Below are 16,676 nucleotides of genomic sequence, written 5' to 3'. Positions count from 1 at the left end.
CATATCACCGGCACACAATCACAACCGTATCGGCTTAATATTCCAGATATCTGCTGCATATTCGCCGATGGTGCGGTCGGACGAGAAATAGCCCATGTTGGCAATATTCTGGACGGCACAACGCGCCCATTCGTCCTTTTTCTCATACAGCTCATCCACCCGATCCTGCGTATCCACATAGCTGCGATAGTCCGCCAGTAGCTGGTAGTAATCGCCAAAATTCACCAGTGAATCAAACAGGTCGCTGTAGCGTCGGCTGTCATCAGGGCTGAAGACACCCGTGGTAATTTGTGTCAGTACACGGCGTAGTTCTTCATCCTGATCGTAATACTGTCGCGGGTTATAGCCGCTCTGACGCAGCGCTTCGACCTGCTCAGCCGTATTGCCAAAGATAAACATGTTCTCTTCGCCAATGTGTTCCAGCATTTCGACATTCGCCCCATCCAGCGTGCCAATCGTCAGCGCGCCGTTCAGGGCAAACTTCATATTACTGGTCCCGGATGCTTCCGTCCCCGCCAGCGAGATCTGTTCAGAGAGATCGGCTGCCGGGATGATCAACTGTGCCAGACTCACACTGTAGTTCGGGATGAAGACCACTTTCAGCCGATCGTGCAGTGCCGGATCGTTGTTGATCACCTTCGCAACGTCGTTGATCAGGTTAATAATGTGCTTCGCCATGTAATAGGCCGAGGCCGCCTTGCCTGCAAAGATGGCGACGCGCGGCACTCGCGCAACTTCTGGATCGTCTTTAATGCGGTTATAGAGCGTGATGATGTGCAATACATTCAGCAGTTGCCGTTTGTATTCGTGAATGCGCTTAATCTGCACATCAAACAGCGACTCAGGGTTAACCACAATATTCAGCGTTTCCGCCATATAGGTCGCTAAGCGCACTTTGTTCTTCAGCTTCACCTTACTGATTTTCTGCACAAACGCCGGATAATCGATGTGCTGTTTCAGCTCGCTCAGTTGGCTCAGGTCGGTACGCCAGGTCTGGCCTATCGTGTCATCCAGCAGCTTGGAGAGCGATGGGTTGGCGAGCGCCAGCCAGCGACGTGGCGTCACACCGTTGGTCTTGTTACAGAACCGATTAGGGAAGAGGCGGGCGAAATCGGCAAACAGAGACTGCACCATCAGATCCGAATGCAGCTCCGATACGCCGTTGACCTTATGGCTGGCGACCACGGCCAGCCACGCCATCCGCACCTTACGCCCGTTGTTTTCATCAATGATGGAAACCCGCGCCAGCAGATCGTTGTCATCAGGCGCTTCTTTCTGAACGTATTCCAGAAAATGTTCGTTAATTTCGAAAATCAATTGCAGATGGCGCGGCAGGATTTTGCCCAGCATATCGACAGGCCAGGTTTCCAGCGCTTCCTGCATCAGCGTATGGTTGGTGTAGGAGAAGACTTTCCTCACCACGGTCCACGCCTCTATCCATTTGAATTTGTGCTCATCGATCAGCAAACGCATCAACTCAGGGATAGCCAGCACCGGGTGAGTATCGTTCAGGTGGATGGCGAACTTCTCCGCCAAATTGCTGTACGTTTTATGCATCATCCAGTGGCGGTTCAGGATGTCCTGCACCGTGGCCGAAACCAGAAAGTATTCCTGACGCAGACGCAGCTCGCGACCTGAATAGGTAGAGTCATCGGGATACAGCACGCGCGACACGTTTTCCGAGTGGTTTTTATCTTCTACCGCCGCAAAATAGTCGCCCTGATTGAATTTACCCAGATTGATTTCGTTACTGGCCTGCGCGCCCCACAGGCGCAGCGTATTGGTGGCATCCGTATCAAAACCGGGAATGATTTGGTCGTAAGCGCACGCGATAACCTCTTCCGTTTCCAGCCAGCGCATTTTACTGCCTTCCTGCTGGATTCGGCCGCCGAAGCGCACTTTGTAGCGCGTGCTGTGACGCGGGAATTCCCATGCGTTGCCGTATTCCAGCCAGTAGTCCGGCGATTCCGCCTGCTTGCCGTTAACAATATTCTGTTTGAACATGCCGTATTCGTAGCGAATACCGTAGCCGCGTCCCGGCAGCGCCATCGTCGCCAGCGAGTCCAGAAAACAGGCCGCCAGACGCCCCAGACCACCGTTCCCTAAGCCGGGATCATTTTCTTCCTGTAGCAGATCGTCCAGTTCCAGCCCCATGCCATCCAGCGCCGCTTTCAGATCGTCATACAATCCCATCGCCAGCAGCGCGTTCGACAGCGTCCGCCCCAGCAAAAATTCCATCGACAGGTAATACACCTGTCGCACATCCTGCGACAGCTGTGCGCGGTTCGAGCGCAGCCAGCGTTCCACCATCCGGTCACGCACGGCCAGCAGCGTGGCGTTCAGCCAGTCATGTTTATTCGCAATGGAGGGATCTTTCCCCACGGTAAACATGAGCTTGTAAGCAATAGAGTGTTTCAGCGCTTCCACACTGATCGTTGGCGAAGTATAGATAAACGGAGAGTTCATAATATTCATTCCCAAGTGAGTGTTACCATACCCTGTCGTTTTCAGATTGCACGAGGATGACGCGCAGCAGGAAAACTAGTGGGTATACAAGCGTTGATATAGCGCACCATAAGCCTGAGCAGAAACCTGCCAACCAAAGTCCATCGCCATTGCCTGACGCTGCACATAGCGCCATAGCGTAGGTCGGGACCACAGCACAAACACACGACGAATCGCGCGGGATAGCGACCCCACGCTGCAATCGTTAAAGACAAACCCGCTTGCCAGCCCATCCGCCAGATTCTCCAGCGAACAGTCTGATACCGTATCCGCCAGCCCGCCGGTACGGCGTACCAGCGGCAACGTGCCATATTTCAGGCCATAGAGCTGGGTTAACCCGCAAGGTTCAAACCGGCTGGGCACCATGATGACATCCGCGCCGCCAATAATGCGGTGCGAGAAAGCTTCGTGATAGCCAATCTGTACGCCAACCTGCCCGTGATATTCGGCCGCCGCAGCCAGAAAGCCTTCCTGCAAATCGGCATCTCCTGCGCCCAGTACCACCAGTTGCCCGCCCTGCTCCAGCAGATCCGGTATCGCGCTAAGCGCGATATCGAGCCCTTTCTGGCTGGTCAGACGGCTGACGATGGCAAAAATCGGCGCCTTGTCGTCAACCTTCAGGCCCATTGCCGTTTGCAGATGGCGCTTGTTTTCCGCTTTATTCGCCAGCGCATCACGGCTGTAATGATTAGTCAGTAAAGGATCGTGCGCCGGGTTCCAAATCATCTCGTCTACGCCATTGAGGATACCGGACAGGCGTCCTTCCTCTTCACGCGCCTTCAGCAAGCCTTCCATACCGTAGCCATACGCCGGCAGCGTAATCTCATGCGCGTAGGTTGGGCTCACGGTCGTGATATGGTCAGCGTAGTACAATCCCGCCTTGAGATAGGAAATCTGGCCGTAAAATTCCAGCCCGTACACCTGAAAGAAATCGCTCGGCAGTTGGATATTCGGCATATGCCGGGCATCAAACAGCCCCTGATAAGCAAGGTTGTGGACGGTAAAGACCGATTTCGCCGGACGGTTACGCGCCGCCAGATAGGCGCAGGTCAGCCCCGCGTGCCAGTCATGGGCATGCACGATATCGGGCCGCCAATAGTGATCCAGGCCGCACGCCATTTCGCATCCCATCCACCCCAGCAGCGCAAATCGCAGATAGTTATCGGCATAAGCGTAAAGCGCCGGGTCGTGATAAGGGCTGCCCGCACGCTCATACAGCTCAGGCACATCAATCAAATAAATACCGACGCCGTTAAAATGGCCGAACAGCAGCGTGACGTGCCCGGCGAAGGTATCCAGCTCACGCACAACCTGTATGTTGGCGATGCCTTTTTTCAGATCGGGGAAGGCAGGCAGGATGACGCGGACATCCATCCCCGCCGCAATCTGCGCGCCGGGCAACGCACCAGCCACATCCGCCAGTCCACCGGTTTTCAACAGTGGAAAGAGCTCTGAACAAACATGTAAGACCCGCATTATTACTCCCGTTTTGTTCCGATGGTGTTTACAGCTTTTCCAACATCGATCGCGTGACCAGCACGATCCCCTCTTCCGAACGGTAAAAACGGCGGCTATCCTCTTCCGCGTTTTCACCAATCACCATGCCTTCCGGCAAGTGGCAGGCGCGATCGATCACACAACGGCGTAAACGACAGGAGCGCCCTACGTTGACATCCGGCAAAATTACCGTCGAATCGATACTGCAAAATGAATTGACCCGCACGCGCGGGAACAGCACCGAATGCGTGACGACAGAGCCGGAGACGATGCAGCCTCCCGATACCAGCGAGTTCATCGTCATGCCATGGCTGCCGGAACGGTCCTGAACAAATTTGGCTGGCGGCAGCGATTCAATCGCGGAACGAATCGGCCAGTGCCGATCGTACACATCCAGCTCCGGCGTGACGGACGCCAGATCGAGATTGGCACGCCAGTAGGCTTCCAGCGTGCCGACATCCCGCCAATACTGGTTTTCATCTTCACCCGACGTGACGCACGACAGGGTGAAAGGGTGCGCCCAGGCCAGACGCTGCGAGACGATCTTCGGGATCAGGTCCTGCCCGAAATCGTGGTTAGAGTCCGGCGCATTACGATCCGCTTCCAGCAATTGATAAAGATAGTCTGCATTAAAAACATAGATCCCCATGCTCGCGAGCGCCATGTCGGGGTTATCCGGCATCGGCGTCGGGTTATCCGGCTTTTCGGCAAAATCGAGAATGCGGTGCTGTTTGTCCACACTCATGACGCCAAAGGCGCTGGCTTCTTCCAGCGGCACGGGCAGGCAGGCAACGGTACATTCCGCCCCCTTCTCTACGTGATCGATGAGCATACGTGAGTAGTCCATCTTGTAGATGTGATCGCCCGCGAGGATCACCACATACTCCGCACGGTAGCGCCGAATGATGTCGAGATTCTGACAAACCGCATCCGCCGTTCCCCGATACCAGTGATCGGTAGAATGACGCTGCTGAGCGGGAAGCAAATCAACAAATTCGTTCATTTCCGCATTCAGAAATGACCAGCCGCGCTGAATATGCTGTACCAGCGTATGCGACTGATATTGGGTAATCACACCAATACGGCGGATACCGGAATTCAGACAGTTAGAAAGCGCGAAATCAATAATGCGAAATTTGCCGCCAAAGTGGACGGCAGGCTTGGCACGCAGCGCCGTCAGCCCTTTCAATCGCGTTCCACGGCCTCCGGCCAGAATTAATGCCACGGATTTCAGAGGGAGTTGTCTTGCCAACATCAGAGGGTCATGCTTGTCGTTATTCACCATGGCTATCTCCTGATTATTCTTTTAATGGCTTGCGCTTAGGCGGTCTGTTTTATCAAGACGCATACCGCCTGCGCTTGTCCGTGCCAAATTCCGCCCTCGGGCGGGTTCGTCTCATCAAACGGCGGTGAAACCTGCCAGTGGCCTTCTGGCAAAATGAACGCACCGGTATGCAGGCTGGCGTTAAACACCACGAGCCAGCGACCGGACAGTAAAACCTGTAGCTGATGTTCCCCATGCTCCCACTGCTGCGGCGTCAAAGGCTGACCTTCTCTGTTCAGCCACTGCACTGCGCCGTCCCCTTCTTGCCACCACGTCTCCTGCTGTAATGCAGGGATCGCGCGGCGCAGTTGGATCAATCCGGCGACAAACTCGCGCAGTTCGCGGTTCGCGTTTTCCCAGTGCAGCCAGGTCAATTCGTTATCCTGACAGTAGGCGTTGTTGTTGCCCTGCTGGCTGTGCCCCAGTTCATCGCCCGCCAGCAGCATGGGCGTTCCCTGTGACAGAATCAGCGTCGTCAGCAGCGCCTTCTGGCTGGCCAGCCGACGCTGGAGGATGTCGTCGTCCGCTTCCAGACCTTCCGTGCCGTGGTTATTACTGAAGTTGCTGTCGGTGCCGTCGCGATTACCCTCGCCGTTGGCGTCGTTGTGCTTGTGGTTAAAACTCACGACATCGCGCAGCGTAAAGCCGTCATGGGCCGTCAGTTTGTTGACGGAGGCGTAAGGCAGGCGGTCACGCTGCTGGAAGATGTCGCTGGAGGCAGCAAAGCGACGGGCGAACGCGCCGAGGGAAATGTCACCGTGCAGCCAAAAGCGACGCATATCGTCGCGGTAGCGGTCGCTCCACTCCGCGAACGGCGTCGGGAACTGACCTAACTGATAACCGCCATGCCCGATGTCCCACGGTTCGGCAATCAGCTTGCAGCCCTGTAAGCGGCTATCATTTTTCATGGCGGACAGCAGCGGCGCGGCGGCGGTAAAATCCGGGGTACGCCCCAGCACCGTTGCCAGATCGAAGCGAAAACCGTCAACGTGGCAGACTTCGCGCCAGAAGTGCAGGCAGTCCATCACCCAATCAATGACCGCCGGATGGTTCAGGCGCAGCACATTGCCGCAGCCGGTCCAGTTATGGTATTCCCCGTTTTCACTCAGCCAGTAATAACTGCGATTATCGATACCGCGCTGGCACAGCGTGGGGCCTTCGACGTCCAGTTCAGCGCTGTGGTTGAACACCACATCCAGAATGACTTCGATACCTGCGTTATGCAGCGCTTTCACCGCATCCCGAAATTCATTCAGCGCATCGTCACCCGCGGCCAAACTGTTATCTACGGCGAAGGGCAGCAGCACGTTATAGCCCCAGTAATTACGCAGCCCCAGTTGCTGAAGACGGGGCTCATCGGCATGTTGCTGTACCGGGAGCAGCTCCAGCGCCGTGATGCCCAGCGACGTCAGATAGTCAATCATCACCGGGTGACCCAACGCGGCATAGCTACCGCGAATGTCTTCGGGAATATCGGGATGCAGCTGTGTCAGGCCGCGTACGTGCGCCTCATAAATCACCGTCTGACTCCAGGGCGTGTGCGGATGTTGGTCGCCCTGCCAGTCGTACTCTTCCGTCGTGACCACGCACTTCGCCATGATGTCAGCGCTATCGCGTTCATCCCGCTGGTCAATGCCGCCTTGCAGGGAATCATCATCCACTACCCAGCCGTCAAGCTGGCGCGCGTAGGGATCCAGTAGCAGTTTATTCGGGTTGAAGCGCAGCCCCTGAGACGGTTCAAACGGCCCGTCGACCCGGAAACCATAGCGTAGCCCCGGCTGTGCAGCGGGAAGGTAGCCGTGCCAAATATCGCCGCTGCGTGCGGTCAGCTCGATGCGCTGTTCCTGCTGGCGTTCATCAAAAACACACAGTTCGACCCGCTCGGCATCCGCCGAAAACAGCGCGAAATTCACGCCCTGTCCATCAAAACTGGCTCCCAGCGGCGTCGGCTTACCCGTCTGTAATTCCGCCATTCACGCCTCCTTCACCAGATACAGCGTGGCAAGCGGCGGAATGGTCAGCACAAGAGAATGCTGGCGCTGATGGCTGCCCCGTTCCTCGCTGTAAATCGTTCCGACATTGCCCAGATTGCTGCCGTTGTAATAGCCAGAATCCGTATTGATCGCTTCCCGCCAGCCGCCGGGCTGGTTGATACCGATGCGGTATCCATAGCGTGGAACCGGCGTAAAGTTGCTAACCACCAGCACTTCGTTGCCCTGCTCGTCACGCCGCACAAAGGCAAAGACCGAGTTTTCCCGGTCATCCACCACCAGCCATTCAAAGCCCTGCGGCTGAAAATCCAGCTGATACAGCGGCGGCTGTTGGCGATAACAATGGTTGAGATCGCGCACCAGCGTCTGCACGCCGCGGTGCCAGCCTTCCGGCTCATCCAGCAAATGCCAGTCCAGACTGGCGTCGTGGTTCCATTCACGCCCTTGTGCAAATTCGCCGCCCATAAACAGCAGCTTCTTGCCGGGATACGCCCACATAAAGCCGTAATACGCGCGTAAATTGGCAAATTTCTGCCAGACATCGCCGGGCATGCGATCCAACAGCGAGCGCTTGCCGTGCACCACTTCATCGTGAGACAGCGGCAGCACAAAGTTCTCGCTATAGGCGTACAGCATGCCGAATGTCAGCAAATCGTGATGGTATTTGCGGTGAACCGGATCGTGCTGCATATAGGTCAGCGTGTCGTGCATCCAGCCCATATTCCACTTGTAGTGAAACCCTAAACCGTTGCAGTCCGGCGGCAGCGTGACGCCCGGATAATCGGTAGACTCTTCGGCCAGCGTGATCGCCGCAGGCGCGGCATGGCCCAGCATGTGGTTGGTGTAGCGCAGAAACGCAATCGCTTCGAGGTTCTCTTTACCGCCGTAATGGTTCGGCACCCACTGCCCTTCGCTACGGCTGTAGTCGCGGTAAATCATGGAAGCCACGGCGTCCACCCGCAGTCCATCAATGCCATAGCGTTCCATCCAGAACAGCGCGTTGCCCGCCAGATAGTTACGCACTTCATGACGGCCATAGTTATAAATCAGCGTGTTCCAGTCCTGATGATAGCCTTCGCGCGGATCGGCGTATTCATACAGCGCGGTGCCGTCAAACTGTGCCAAACCGTATTCGTCGCCCGGAAAATGCCCCGGCACCCAGTCCAGCAGGACGTTAATGCCCGCGTCATGGAGCGCATCAACAAACGCTCTGAAATCCTGTGCGGTGCCGAAACGGCGCGTTGGCGCATAGAGCCCCAGAGGTTGATAACCCCAGCTGCCATCGAACGGATGTTCGTTAATCGGCATCAGCTCCACGTGCGTGAAGCCCATATACTGCACGTAATCAATCAGCTGCTTCGCCAGTTCCTCATAGCTCAGCCAGAAATTGTTATCCGTATGCCGCCGCCAGGAACCGAGATGAACTTCATAAATGGAGATAGGTGAACGCAGGCTGTTCGCCTCACGCCGGGCATCGCTGGTCGGGACTTTCTCAGGCAGTAGCGTAATCAGCGATGCGGTATCGGGGCGCATCTGTGCTTCAAACGCATACGGGTCGGCCTTTAACCGGACGTTCCCGTGGCTGTCGATCATTTCATATTTGTAGAGCTGCCCCGCTTTCACATCGGGCAGAAACAGTTCCCAAATGCCGTTTTCTCTACGCAGCCGCATCGGGTGACGTCGACCGTCCCAGAAGTTGAACTGCCCCACCACCGAGACGCGCTGCGCATTCGGTGCCCAGACGGCAAAACGCGTGCCTTCAACCCCGTCCAGCGTTTCCAGATGGGCACCCAGCCGCTCGTAAGGCCGCAGGTGGGTGCCTTCGGCCAACAGCCAGATGTCCATATCCTGCAACAGCGGGCCAAAGCGGTAAGGATCTTCAATCACCCAGGTTTCTTCACGCCAGGTCACGGCCAATTGATAACGGAAGGCATTTTTCCGGCGCGGCACCAGACCACAAAAAAAACCGCGTTCGTCTATACGTTCCAGCTCGACAATTTTTCGTCCATTGCTGGCATCAACCACCCAGGCTGCCTGCGCATCCGGCAGCAGTGCCCGAACTTCAAGGCCTTTAGAAGAATGATGCATACCTAACAGCGAAAACGGATCGGCATAATGCCCGGAAATAAGTGAATTAATCGCATCAGAAAACGCTGACATGGTATCCATCCTCTGATTAACCATTTGAATTAAATAAATAAGTAATATAAAAGCGCATTACGTTGCACTTATATTCTCCCGCTACTTATTTTTAACAAAAAACCAATAAAAATAACGGGTTATTAGCTTGCTAATGAATAACGGCGACGTGTAAAAATAATGAATAGTATGAAAGAGTTCTTGAGCCACGCCCCCTAATTCAGCGTAGTCAAAGAACCGAGAAATATCAGAGAACGGATGAAATTTTTCCGTTTATATTTATATGAATAAGTTATGACACGAGATAATTAGCATCTTTTGTTTAAAGATCGATTCGTCCACTGGCAAAAAGCAGTACAATTTGGAGGATTTCGTGTGAAGAGACCCCGCCCATGGTTAGCCAGGTTGATCTGATTCTTTCCCTGTTACAGCAGATGTGTGTTTATCTGGTTATCGCCTATTTGCTCAGCAAGACACCGCTATTTATCCCGCTCATGCAGGTCACTATCCGTCTGCCGCACAAGCTGGTCTGCTATCTGGTTTTTTCCGTGTTTTGCATTATGGGAACCTACTTCGGTCTGCATATAGACGATTCGATTGCCAATACCCGTGCGACCGGTGCCGTGCTCGGAGGCATGCTGGGCGGCCCTTCCGTTGGCTTTCTCGTCGGGTTAACGGGCGGATTACACCGCTATTCGATGGGCGGCATGACCGCGCTGGCCTGTATGCTGTCGACCATCGCCGAAGGCCTGCTCGGCGGGTTACTGCATCGCTATCTGGCACGCCGTAATCGTATCGATCTCCTGTTTCAGCCCCTCGTCGTCGGCCTGACCGCACTGGTTGCAGAATGTTTGCAAATGGCGATTATCCTACTGGTCGCGCGTCCATTTGATAACGCCGCAGAGCTGGTGAGGGATATTGCGCTGCCGATGATGATCACCAATACCATCGGTTCAGCTATGTTTATGCGCATTCTGCTCGACAGACGCGCCATTTTTGAAAAATACACTTCTGCGTTTTCCGCCAAGGCGCTGCAAATCGCCGCCCGCGCCGAAGGGGCGCTGCGTCAGGGATTCAACCCACAGAACAGTATGCGCGTTGCCCGCATTTTGTATGAAGAGCTGGGCGTCGGTGCCGTGGCGATTACCGATCGCGACAAACTGCTGGCCTTCATCGGTCTAGGCGACGACCACCACAATGTTGGTGCCCCTATCACTTCATCACACACGCGCCGGGCGATAGACAACAATCAGGTGGTGTATGCCGACGGCAACGAGGTGTCTTATACCTGTTCGGTGTCATCACACTGCAAACTCGGTTCTACGCTGGTGATCCCGCTGCGTGGCGAAGATCAGCGCGTTGTCGGCACGATCAAGCTTTATGAGCCCAAGAATAAGCTGTTTTCCAGCATTAACCGTACGCTGGGCGAAGGGATCGCACACCTGCTTTCCGCACAGATTCTGACAGGCCGTTTTGAACAGCAGAAACAGCTGCTGGCCCAGTCGGAAATCAAGCTGCTGCACGCACAGGTCAACCCGCATTTTCTGTTTAACGCGCTGAATACGCTGTCCGCCGTGATACGGCGCGATCCTGCTCACGCCCGTCAGTTAGTGCTGTCTCTGTCGACGTTTTTCCGTAAAAACCTCAAGCGCAGCAACGATGAGGTGTCGCTCAATGACGAGCTGGAGCACGTTAACGCCTATCTCGAAATCGAGAAAGCGCGCTTTGCCGATCATCTGACGGTAGACATTTCTCTGCCGGAAGCGCTGCGTGAGGCACGATTACCCGCGTTTTCCCTGCAACCGATTGTCGAAAATGCGATTAAGCACGGTATCTCACAGATGATTGAAAGTGGGCACATCCACATCAGCGGACGCCTGCACGCCAACACGCTGGAGCTGTCAGTAGAAGATAACGCCGGCACCTATCAGCCTCGCAGCGGCGGCGATGGGCTAGGCATGAATTTGGTCGATCGCCGTATCAAAGCACGCTACGGCAACCGCTATGGCATCACGGTGGTCAGCGAAGCGGATAAATTCACCCGGGTCGAAGTGCGCGTCCCGCTGATTTCACCCCGCCAGGCATTGGAACAGCTGGATAGCGTGGCATGATGGGGAAATAAAGGCGTTGTGGGCCAGATAGCAGGCTACCGTGACGGCAGAGCAAAATCAGTTTATCAATACAAGGAGGCGTTATGACCGATACCGCACTTTATGCCGCATTTGAACAGGCAGTGCCCGGATTTTCAGCACAAGACATCATTACGCCAGCATTGAATAAATCGCATGGCGAATATGCACAGATCTATTGGCTGGATGATTTATTGGGGGAAGATTTTCTTTGTTATATCGAATGGAAAGAATTTGATCTGCGGGCTCTGGAAGCTTTAACCCCTATTAAGCAAGCAGGGATCGCGTTATCTATAGACAGTTTGTTTGACGAACAGGGTTTCCCAATCGGAGACATCACGCCTGAAGAGTTCTTTTATGATGCATCCGGTTTTTACCTGCCAGTGTTACAGCAACAGTTACAACAAGCTGAATTGCAGCTGCTTGAAGTAGGATTACTTCAGAACGGCGACGTCTATTTACATGAAAACCCACGTTTTATCTGCACCACGACGGCTAAAGATAAAGTGGATCAGCTAAACCAGTGCCTGCAACAAAGAGGTCTGGTTCTTTGCTGAAAGTCACAGTGAGTGATACCCGCCTTGGACGCTGGCCGCTCTGAAATGCCCGGCCCGTCGCGGTTCTCGAAGACATACGAGTAGAAACTGGCGCAACACCAACCGCTGTTGCGCCAGAAAGCAAGATAACTACATCAAGATAACTACAGCAGGATGCGCAGCATACGGCGCAGCGGTTCAGCGGCTCCCCACAGCAGCTGATCGCCGACCGTAAAGGCGGACAGGTATTCCGGCCCCATGTTCAGCTTACGCAGACGCCCCACTGGCGTGGAGAGCGTGCCCGTTACCGCAGCAGGCGTCAGTTCACGCATGGTGATGTCGCGATCGTTCGGCACCACTTTCACCCAGTCGTTGTGCGTTGCCAGCAGTTGTTCGATTTCCGGCAGCGCTACGTCTTTCTTCAGTTTGATGGTGAACGCCTGGCTGTGGCAGCGCAGTGCGCCGACACGTACACACAGACCGTCAACAGGAATGACGCTGCTGGTGCCCAGAATTTTGTTGGTTTCCGCCTGACCTTTCCACTCTTCGCGGCTCTGGCCGTTATCCAGCTGTTTGTCGATCCACGGAATCAGGCTACCCGCCAATGGCACGCCGAAGTTATCGGTCGGCAGCGAACCGCTACGGGTCAGCGCGGTGACTTTACGTTCGATATCCAGAATCGCAGAGGCCGGATCCTGTAGCTCTTTCGCCACTTCACCGTGCAGCGCACCCATCTGGGTCAGCAGTTCACGCATGTGACGTGCACCGCCGCCAGAAGCCGCCTGATACGTCGCGGCAGAAACCCACTCAACCAGATTGTTAGCGAACAGGCCGCCCAATGACATCAGCATCAGGCTAACGGTACAGTTACCGCCGGCAAAGGTTTTGATGCCTTTATCCAGACCCTGCTGAATCACCCCGTGGTTAACCGGATCCAGAATAATAATCGCGTCATCTTTCATACGCAGTGAGGATGCAGCATCGATCCAATAACCCTGCCAGCCACTTTCACGCAGCTTTGGGTAAACTTCATTGGTATAATCGCCGCCCTGACAGGTAATGATGATGTCCAGCGCGCGCAGTGCATCGATATTATAAGCATCCTGCAACACGCCTTTATGACCGCCCAGCGCCGGAGCAGGTTCGCCGTGCTGAGAAGTCGAGAAGAATACCGGGTGAATCACATCAAAGTCGCGTTCTTCCACCATGCGCTGCATGAGAACCGAGCCGACCATACCGCGCCAGCCAATAAAACCAACATTTTTCATGGTAACTGTCCTGCTTTGGGGGTAACAAAAAAATTGTGGCTAACGTCGATAGCGCCTGGTTATTGCTGACTCAGTGATCTGCGGCAGAGGGTGCGCGTGTCGTGTCGTAAACCCGTAAATAATTGTGTCATTCAGCCTTACAAAATGTACATCAAGTCGCAAGTGAATTTATTCGATAGTACGGCATTTTTCAGCAGTCATTCTAATATCATCGACCTGGCACAGGATAATAACGTTGGCCAGCCCGTGAAGATGGCCCAGGTCAGGAAACAAGGTTTCGGGAGTAAAAACCAACATGACAGAAATGATCTCTGCAACGGTGCTGCTGTTGCTCATTATGGATCCACTCGGCAACCTGCCGATTTTTATGTCCGTGCTCAAGCATCTCGATCCCAAACGCCGACGTGTGGTGTTGATCCGTGAAATGCTGATCGCGCTCGGGCTGATGCTGATTTTCCTGTTCGCGGGTGAACGTATTCTGGCGTTCCTGAATCTGCGTACCGAAACCGTGTCGATTTCTGGCGGTATCGTGCTGTTCCTCATCGCGATTCGTATGATTTTCCCCTCGCAGGAAGGCAACAGCAGCGGTCTGCCAGCCGGCGAAGAGCCGTTTCTGGTGCCCATGGCGATTCCTCTGGTGGCAGGGCCGTCGATCCTTGCAGCGCTGATGCTGCTTTCCCACCAGTACCCTAATCAGCTACCTCACCTGACGCTGGCGCTGTTTATCGCCTGGACGATTTCGTTCATCATCCTGCTGATGTCAGATGTGTTCTTGCGTTTGCTGGGTGAGAAAGGCGTGAGTGCGCTGGAGAAATTGATGGGATTGATTCTGGTGATGCTGTCGACGCAGATGTTCCTCGACGGTGTGCGTGCTTATATGAAGTTATAGCCGCGTCATTGCCCTCTGTGTTTTAGTCACATTTTTATGCCAACTAAGAGACGGTTTCGTGCGCGATAACACCGTAATTTCCATGCTACTCCGTAGCACGCGCCCGACGCAGGGCGCTCAGTCGCCGCCGCCCTGCGAACCCAGGCTTCCAGCTAAATCATGCCGCTACGCGGTGCCATCGGCGTTCATGATCACCCTTCGAGCCACCAGTGAGGCGTTCCCGACGCCGCACTGGCTTTCGCGGCATCCATGCCGCTCACTCGGTGCTCATGATCACCGCTGCATAATTTTTACGCCGGATTAATGTCAAAACCTTCCCTTGTAAGAGGGAGGGGTTAAACACATCAGAGCAAAATGCTGCCTATCGCCGCCAGCAGGAACGCGATGGTGCCGAGCAGCGTTTCCATCACCGTCCAGGTTTTCAGCGTCGTTTTCTCATCCATTTCGAGGAAACGACTGACCAACCAGAAGCCGGAATCGTTCACATGCGACAGCACGGTCGCGCCGCCCGCAATTGCTACCACAATAAAGCACAGGTCAAACTGGCTTAATCCCGTGGTTGCCGCAACAGTAGGAGCCATCAGCGCGGCTGTCGTCGTCAGCGCTACCGTGGCAGAACCTTGTGCAACACGCAACGCCATCGACACGACAAACGCCGCCACTATCACCGGCATTCCTGTATCCGCCAAGGCACCCGACAGCGCATTGCCGATGCCGCTAGCACGCAGGACGCCGCCGAACATGCCGCCTGCGCCCGTCACCAGAATAATGGAGCAAATCGGTCCTAACGCCCCGTCACAAATTTTTTCAAGATGTGAGCCACTCTTGCGGCCGCTAAAGACCATCAGCGCGAAAAATACCGTAATCAATAGCGCAACCGGCGTTTTCCCCAACATGCGCAAGAACTGTACTACGCCATTATCGCCACTCACGATACCCATCACCGTCAGCGTATTCAGCCCCGTATCAAGGAAGATCAACACCAATGGCAGCAACAGGATGCTCAATACCACGGAAAAGCGCGGTGGTTTAACCGTCGAATCGGTTTCAACAGCAGACAGAAAACTTGACGGCAGCTTGATATCGAACTTTTTCCCCGCATACAGGCCATAGAGATAGCCACCGAAATACCAGGTTGGCAGCGCAATGATTGTACCGATAATGACCAGCAACCCAATGTTAGCACCTAACAATTCGCTGGCAGCAACCGGGCCAGGATGAGGAGGAACCAATGCGTGCATTGCTGCAAATGCCCCCGCGGCAGGGAAAGCATATTTTAATGTCGAACCACCGAAGCGTTTTGCGACACTAAAAATAATCGGCAGCATCACCACCAGACCCGCATCAAAGAAGATCGGGAAACCGAACAATAAAGAAGCGACACCCAGCGCGAAAGGCGCACGGTGTTCGCCAAATTTATTAATCAGGGTATCGGCCAAGACATTAGCGCCGCCGGTCACCTCCAGCAGGCGACCAATCATGGCCCCCAGTCCCACCAGCAGAGCAACGGATGCCAGCGTGCTACCGAAACCACTGAGCAACATCGGAACTATCTTTTCGTAAGGCGTTTTCGTTACCAGCGCGGTGATCAAACTGACCAGCGTCAGTGCGAGGAACGCGTGGATTTTAAAGCGCATAATCAGCACCAGTAACAGTGCGACTGCGCCTGCGGCAATGGTCAATAACACACTGGCGCTATAGGCGGATGTGATTTCTGTCATCGTTAATACTCTCTTTAGGGCATCCAGTCTGGGTTGGCTGATTGTTTGTGAGGTGTATCACATCATCATTTGATACCGGTAACATGATACGGGTAACATGTTAAAGTATGGAACCATTAAGTATCATTTAATTTACAGTTTGAGATAGAGATCAAATTATGTCAGGTCGAAGCATTATTCTGATGGGCGTGTCAGGCAGTGGAAAATCCTCAGTTGGCGCTGAACTTGGCCGCGCCATTCAGGCAAAATTTATTGACGGCGACGATCTGCATCCGCGCGCGAATATCCAGAAAATGGCCAGCGGCACGCCGTTGAACGATGACGACCGCGCACCGTGGCTGGAGCGTCTTAGCGATGTCGCCTATAGCCTGGCACACAAAAACGAGACTGGCATCATCGTCTGTTCCGCGCTGAAAAAGCGTTACCGCGACCGCCTGCGCGAAGGGAACGAAAAGATGGTGTTTATCTATTTGAAAGGCAGCTTTGAGCTGATTCTGGAGCGTCACAAAGCCAGAGCAGGCCACTTCATGCCGACGGAGCTGCTGAAAAGCCAGTTCGATGCGCTGGAAGAACCGGGCAGCGATGAACCGGATGTCCTGAAGATCGATATTGACGGCACCCGGGAAGAAGTCGTACAGCGCTGCGTTAACGCACTGCGCGCGGCAGGCTAACGCAGC

11 protein-coding genes are annotated in these 16,676 nt (G+C 54.5%); 4 read left to right on the top strand and 7 right to left on the bottom strand.

From position 1 onward, the window contains the following. Nucleotides 1–18: 18 nt before the first annotated feature. The 5 genes from glgP to glgB form a co-directional block, all read right to left on the bottom strand. Nucleotides 19–2,466, bottom strand: a complete 2,448-nt coding sequence (gene glgP / locus R9X49_RS18975) for a glycogen phosphorylase (RefSeq protein ID WP_319849898.1) — start codon at nucleotides 2,464–2,466, stop codon at nucleotides 19–21. A gap of 75 nt (nucleotides 2,467–2,541) precedes the next feature. Next, nucleotides 2,542–3,981, bottom strand: coding sequence for a glycogen synthase GlgA (glgA, locus tag R9X49_RS18970; protein WP_319849897.1), 1,440 nt, complete (start codon nucleotides 3,979–3,981; stop codon nucleotides 2,542–2,544). Between the two features lie 28 nt (nucleotides 3,982–4,009). Then, nucleotides 4,010–5,287 (bottom strand): glucose-1-phosphate adenylyltransferase, encoded by a 1,278-nt coding sequence (glgC, locus tag R9X49_RS18965; RefSeq protein WP_319849896.1) that lies wholly within the window; start codon nucleotides 5,285–5,287, stop codon nucleotides 4,010–4,012. 35 nt (nucleotides 5,288–5,322) lie between these two features. After that, nucleotides 5,323–7,299 (bottom strand): glycogen debranching protein GlgX, encoded by a 1,977-nt coding sequence (gene glgX, locus R9X49_RS18960; protein ID WP_319849895.1) that lies wholly within the window; start codon nucleotides 7,297–7,299, stop codon nucleotides 5,323–5,325. After that, nucleotides 7,300–9,477: a 1,4-alpha-glucan branching enzyme gene (gene glgB / locus R9X49_RS18955; protein ID WP_319849894.1), complete on the bottom strand. Its 2,178-nt coding sequence runs from the start codon at nucleotides 9,475–9,477 to the stop codon at nucleotides 7,300–7,302. A 371-nt stretch (nucleotides 9,478–9,848) separates the two neighbouring features. Between glgB and R9X49_RS18950 the strand changes: the two genes are divergently transcribed. Then, complete coding sequence (locus tag R9X49_RS18950) at nucleotides 9,849–11,567, top strand: sensor histidine kinase (RefSeq protein WP_319849893.1); 1,719 nt, start codon at nucleotides 9,849–9,851, stop codon at nucleotides 11,565–11,567. A gap of 83 nt (nucleotides 11,568–11,650) precedes the next feature. Further along, nucleotides 11,651–12,142 carry a hypothetical protein gene (locus R9X49_RS18945; RefSeq protein WP_319849892.1) on the top strand — a complete coding sequence of 164 codons (492 nt, stop codon included), beginning with the start codon at nucleotides 11,651–11,653 and terminating at the stop codon, nucleotides 12,140–12,142. 143 nt (nucleotides 12,143–12,285) lie between these two features. On the opposite strand, the gene asd is transcribed toward R9X49_RS18945, so the two are convergent. Continuing rightward, nucleotides 12,286–13,389, bottom strand: coding sequence for an aspartate-semialdehyde dehydrogenase (gene asd, locus R9X49_RS18940; RefSeq protein WP_319849891.1), 1,104 nt, complete (start codon nucleotides 13,387–13,389; stop codon nucleotides 12,286–12,288). A gap of 295 nt (nucleotides 13,390–13,684) precedes the next feature. Between asd and R9X49_RS18935 the strand changes: the two genes are divergently transcribed. Next, nucleotides 13,685–14,278, top strand: a complete 594-nt coding sequence (locus R9X49_RS18935) for a YhgN family NAAT transporter (protein WP_014916905.1) — start codon at nucleotides 13,685–13,687, stop codon at nucleotides 14,276–14,278. Nucleotides 14,279–14,622: 344 nt separating this feature from the next. Here the strand turns inward: R9X49_RS18935 and R9X49_RS18930 are convergent, their stop codons facing one another. Continuing rightward, complete coding sequence (locus R9X49_RS18930) at nucleotides 14,623–15,999, bottom strand: GntP family permease (RefSeq protein ID WP_319849889.1); 1,377 nt, start codon at nucleotides 15,997–15,999, stop codon at nucleotides 14,623–14,625. 158 nt (nucleotides 16,000–16,157) lie between these two features. On the opposite strand from R9X49_RS18930, the gene R9X49_RS18925 reads away from it, so the two are divergent. Beyond that, on the top strand, nucleotides 16,158–16,670 hold the full coding sequence (locus R9X49_RS18925; protein ID WP_319849888.1) for a gluconokinase: 513 nt from the start codon (nucleotides 16,158–16,160) through the stop codon (nucleotides 16,668–16,670). Nucleotides 16,671–16,676: the final 6 nt, after the last annotated feature.

Source organism: Pectobacterium carotovorum (genome assembly GCF_033898505.1).
In the GTDB taxonomy this organism is placed as follows: domain Bacteria; phylum Pseudomonadota; class Gammaproteobacteria; order Enterobacterales; family Enterobacteriaceae; genus Pectobacterium; species Pectobacterium carotovorum_J.
The sequence above is the reverse complement of the archived record's forward strand: the minus strand, read 5'-3'. Positions and strand labels throughout refer to the sequence as shown.

What these genes read in the sequence shown, in the direction of transcription:
- glgB (WP_319849894.1), bottom strand. Translation starts at nt 9,477, where the DNA reads ATGTCAGCGTTTTCTGATGCGATTAATTCACTTATTTCCGGGCATTAT.
- glgC (WP_319849896.1), bottom strand. Translation starts at nt 5,287, where the DNA reads ATGGTGAATAACGACAAGCATGACCCTCTGATGTTGGCAAGACAACTC.
- glgX (WP_319849895.1), bottom strand. Translation starts at nt 7,299, where the DNA reads ATGGCGGAATTACAGACGGGTAAGCCGACGCCGCTGGGAGCCAGTTTT.
- R9X49_RS18950 (WP_319849893.1), top strand. Translation starts at nt 9,849, where the DNA reads ATGGTTAGCCAGGTTGATCTGATTCTTTCCCTGTTACAGCAGATGTGT.
- R9X49_RS18945 (WP_319849892.1), top strand. Translation starts at nt 11,651, where the DNA reads ATGACCGATACCGCACTTTATGCCGCATTTGAACAGGCAGTGCCCGGA.
- R9X49_RS18930 (WP_319849889.1), bottom strand. Translation starts at nt 15,999, where the DNA reads ATGACAGAAATCACATCCGCCTATAGCGCCAGTGTGTTATTGACCATT.
- glgA (WP_319849897.1), bottom strand. Translation starts at nt 3,981, where the DNA reads ATGCGGGTCTTACATGTTTGTTCAGAGCTCTTTCCACTGTTGAAAACC.
- R9X49_RS18935 (WP_014916905.1), top strand. Translation starts at nt 13,685, where the DNA reads ATGACAGAAATGATCTCTGCAACGGTGCTGCTGTTGCTCATTATGGAT.
- R9X49_RS18925 (WP_319849888.1), top strand. Translation starts at nt 16,158, where the DNA reads ATGTCAGGTCGAAGCATTATTCTGATGGGCGTGTCAGGCAGTGGAAAA.
- asd (WP_319849891.1), bottom strand. Translation starts at nt 13,389, where the DNA reads ATGAAAAATGTTGGTTTTATTGGCTGGCGCGGTATGGTCGGCTCGGTT.
- glgP (WP_319849898.1), bottom strand. Translation starts at nt 2,466, where the DNA reads ATGAACTCTCCGTTTATCTATACTTCGCCAACGATCAGTGTGGAAGCG.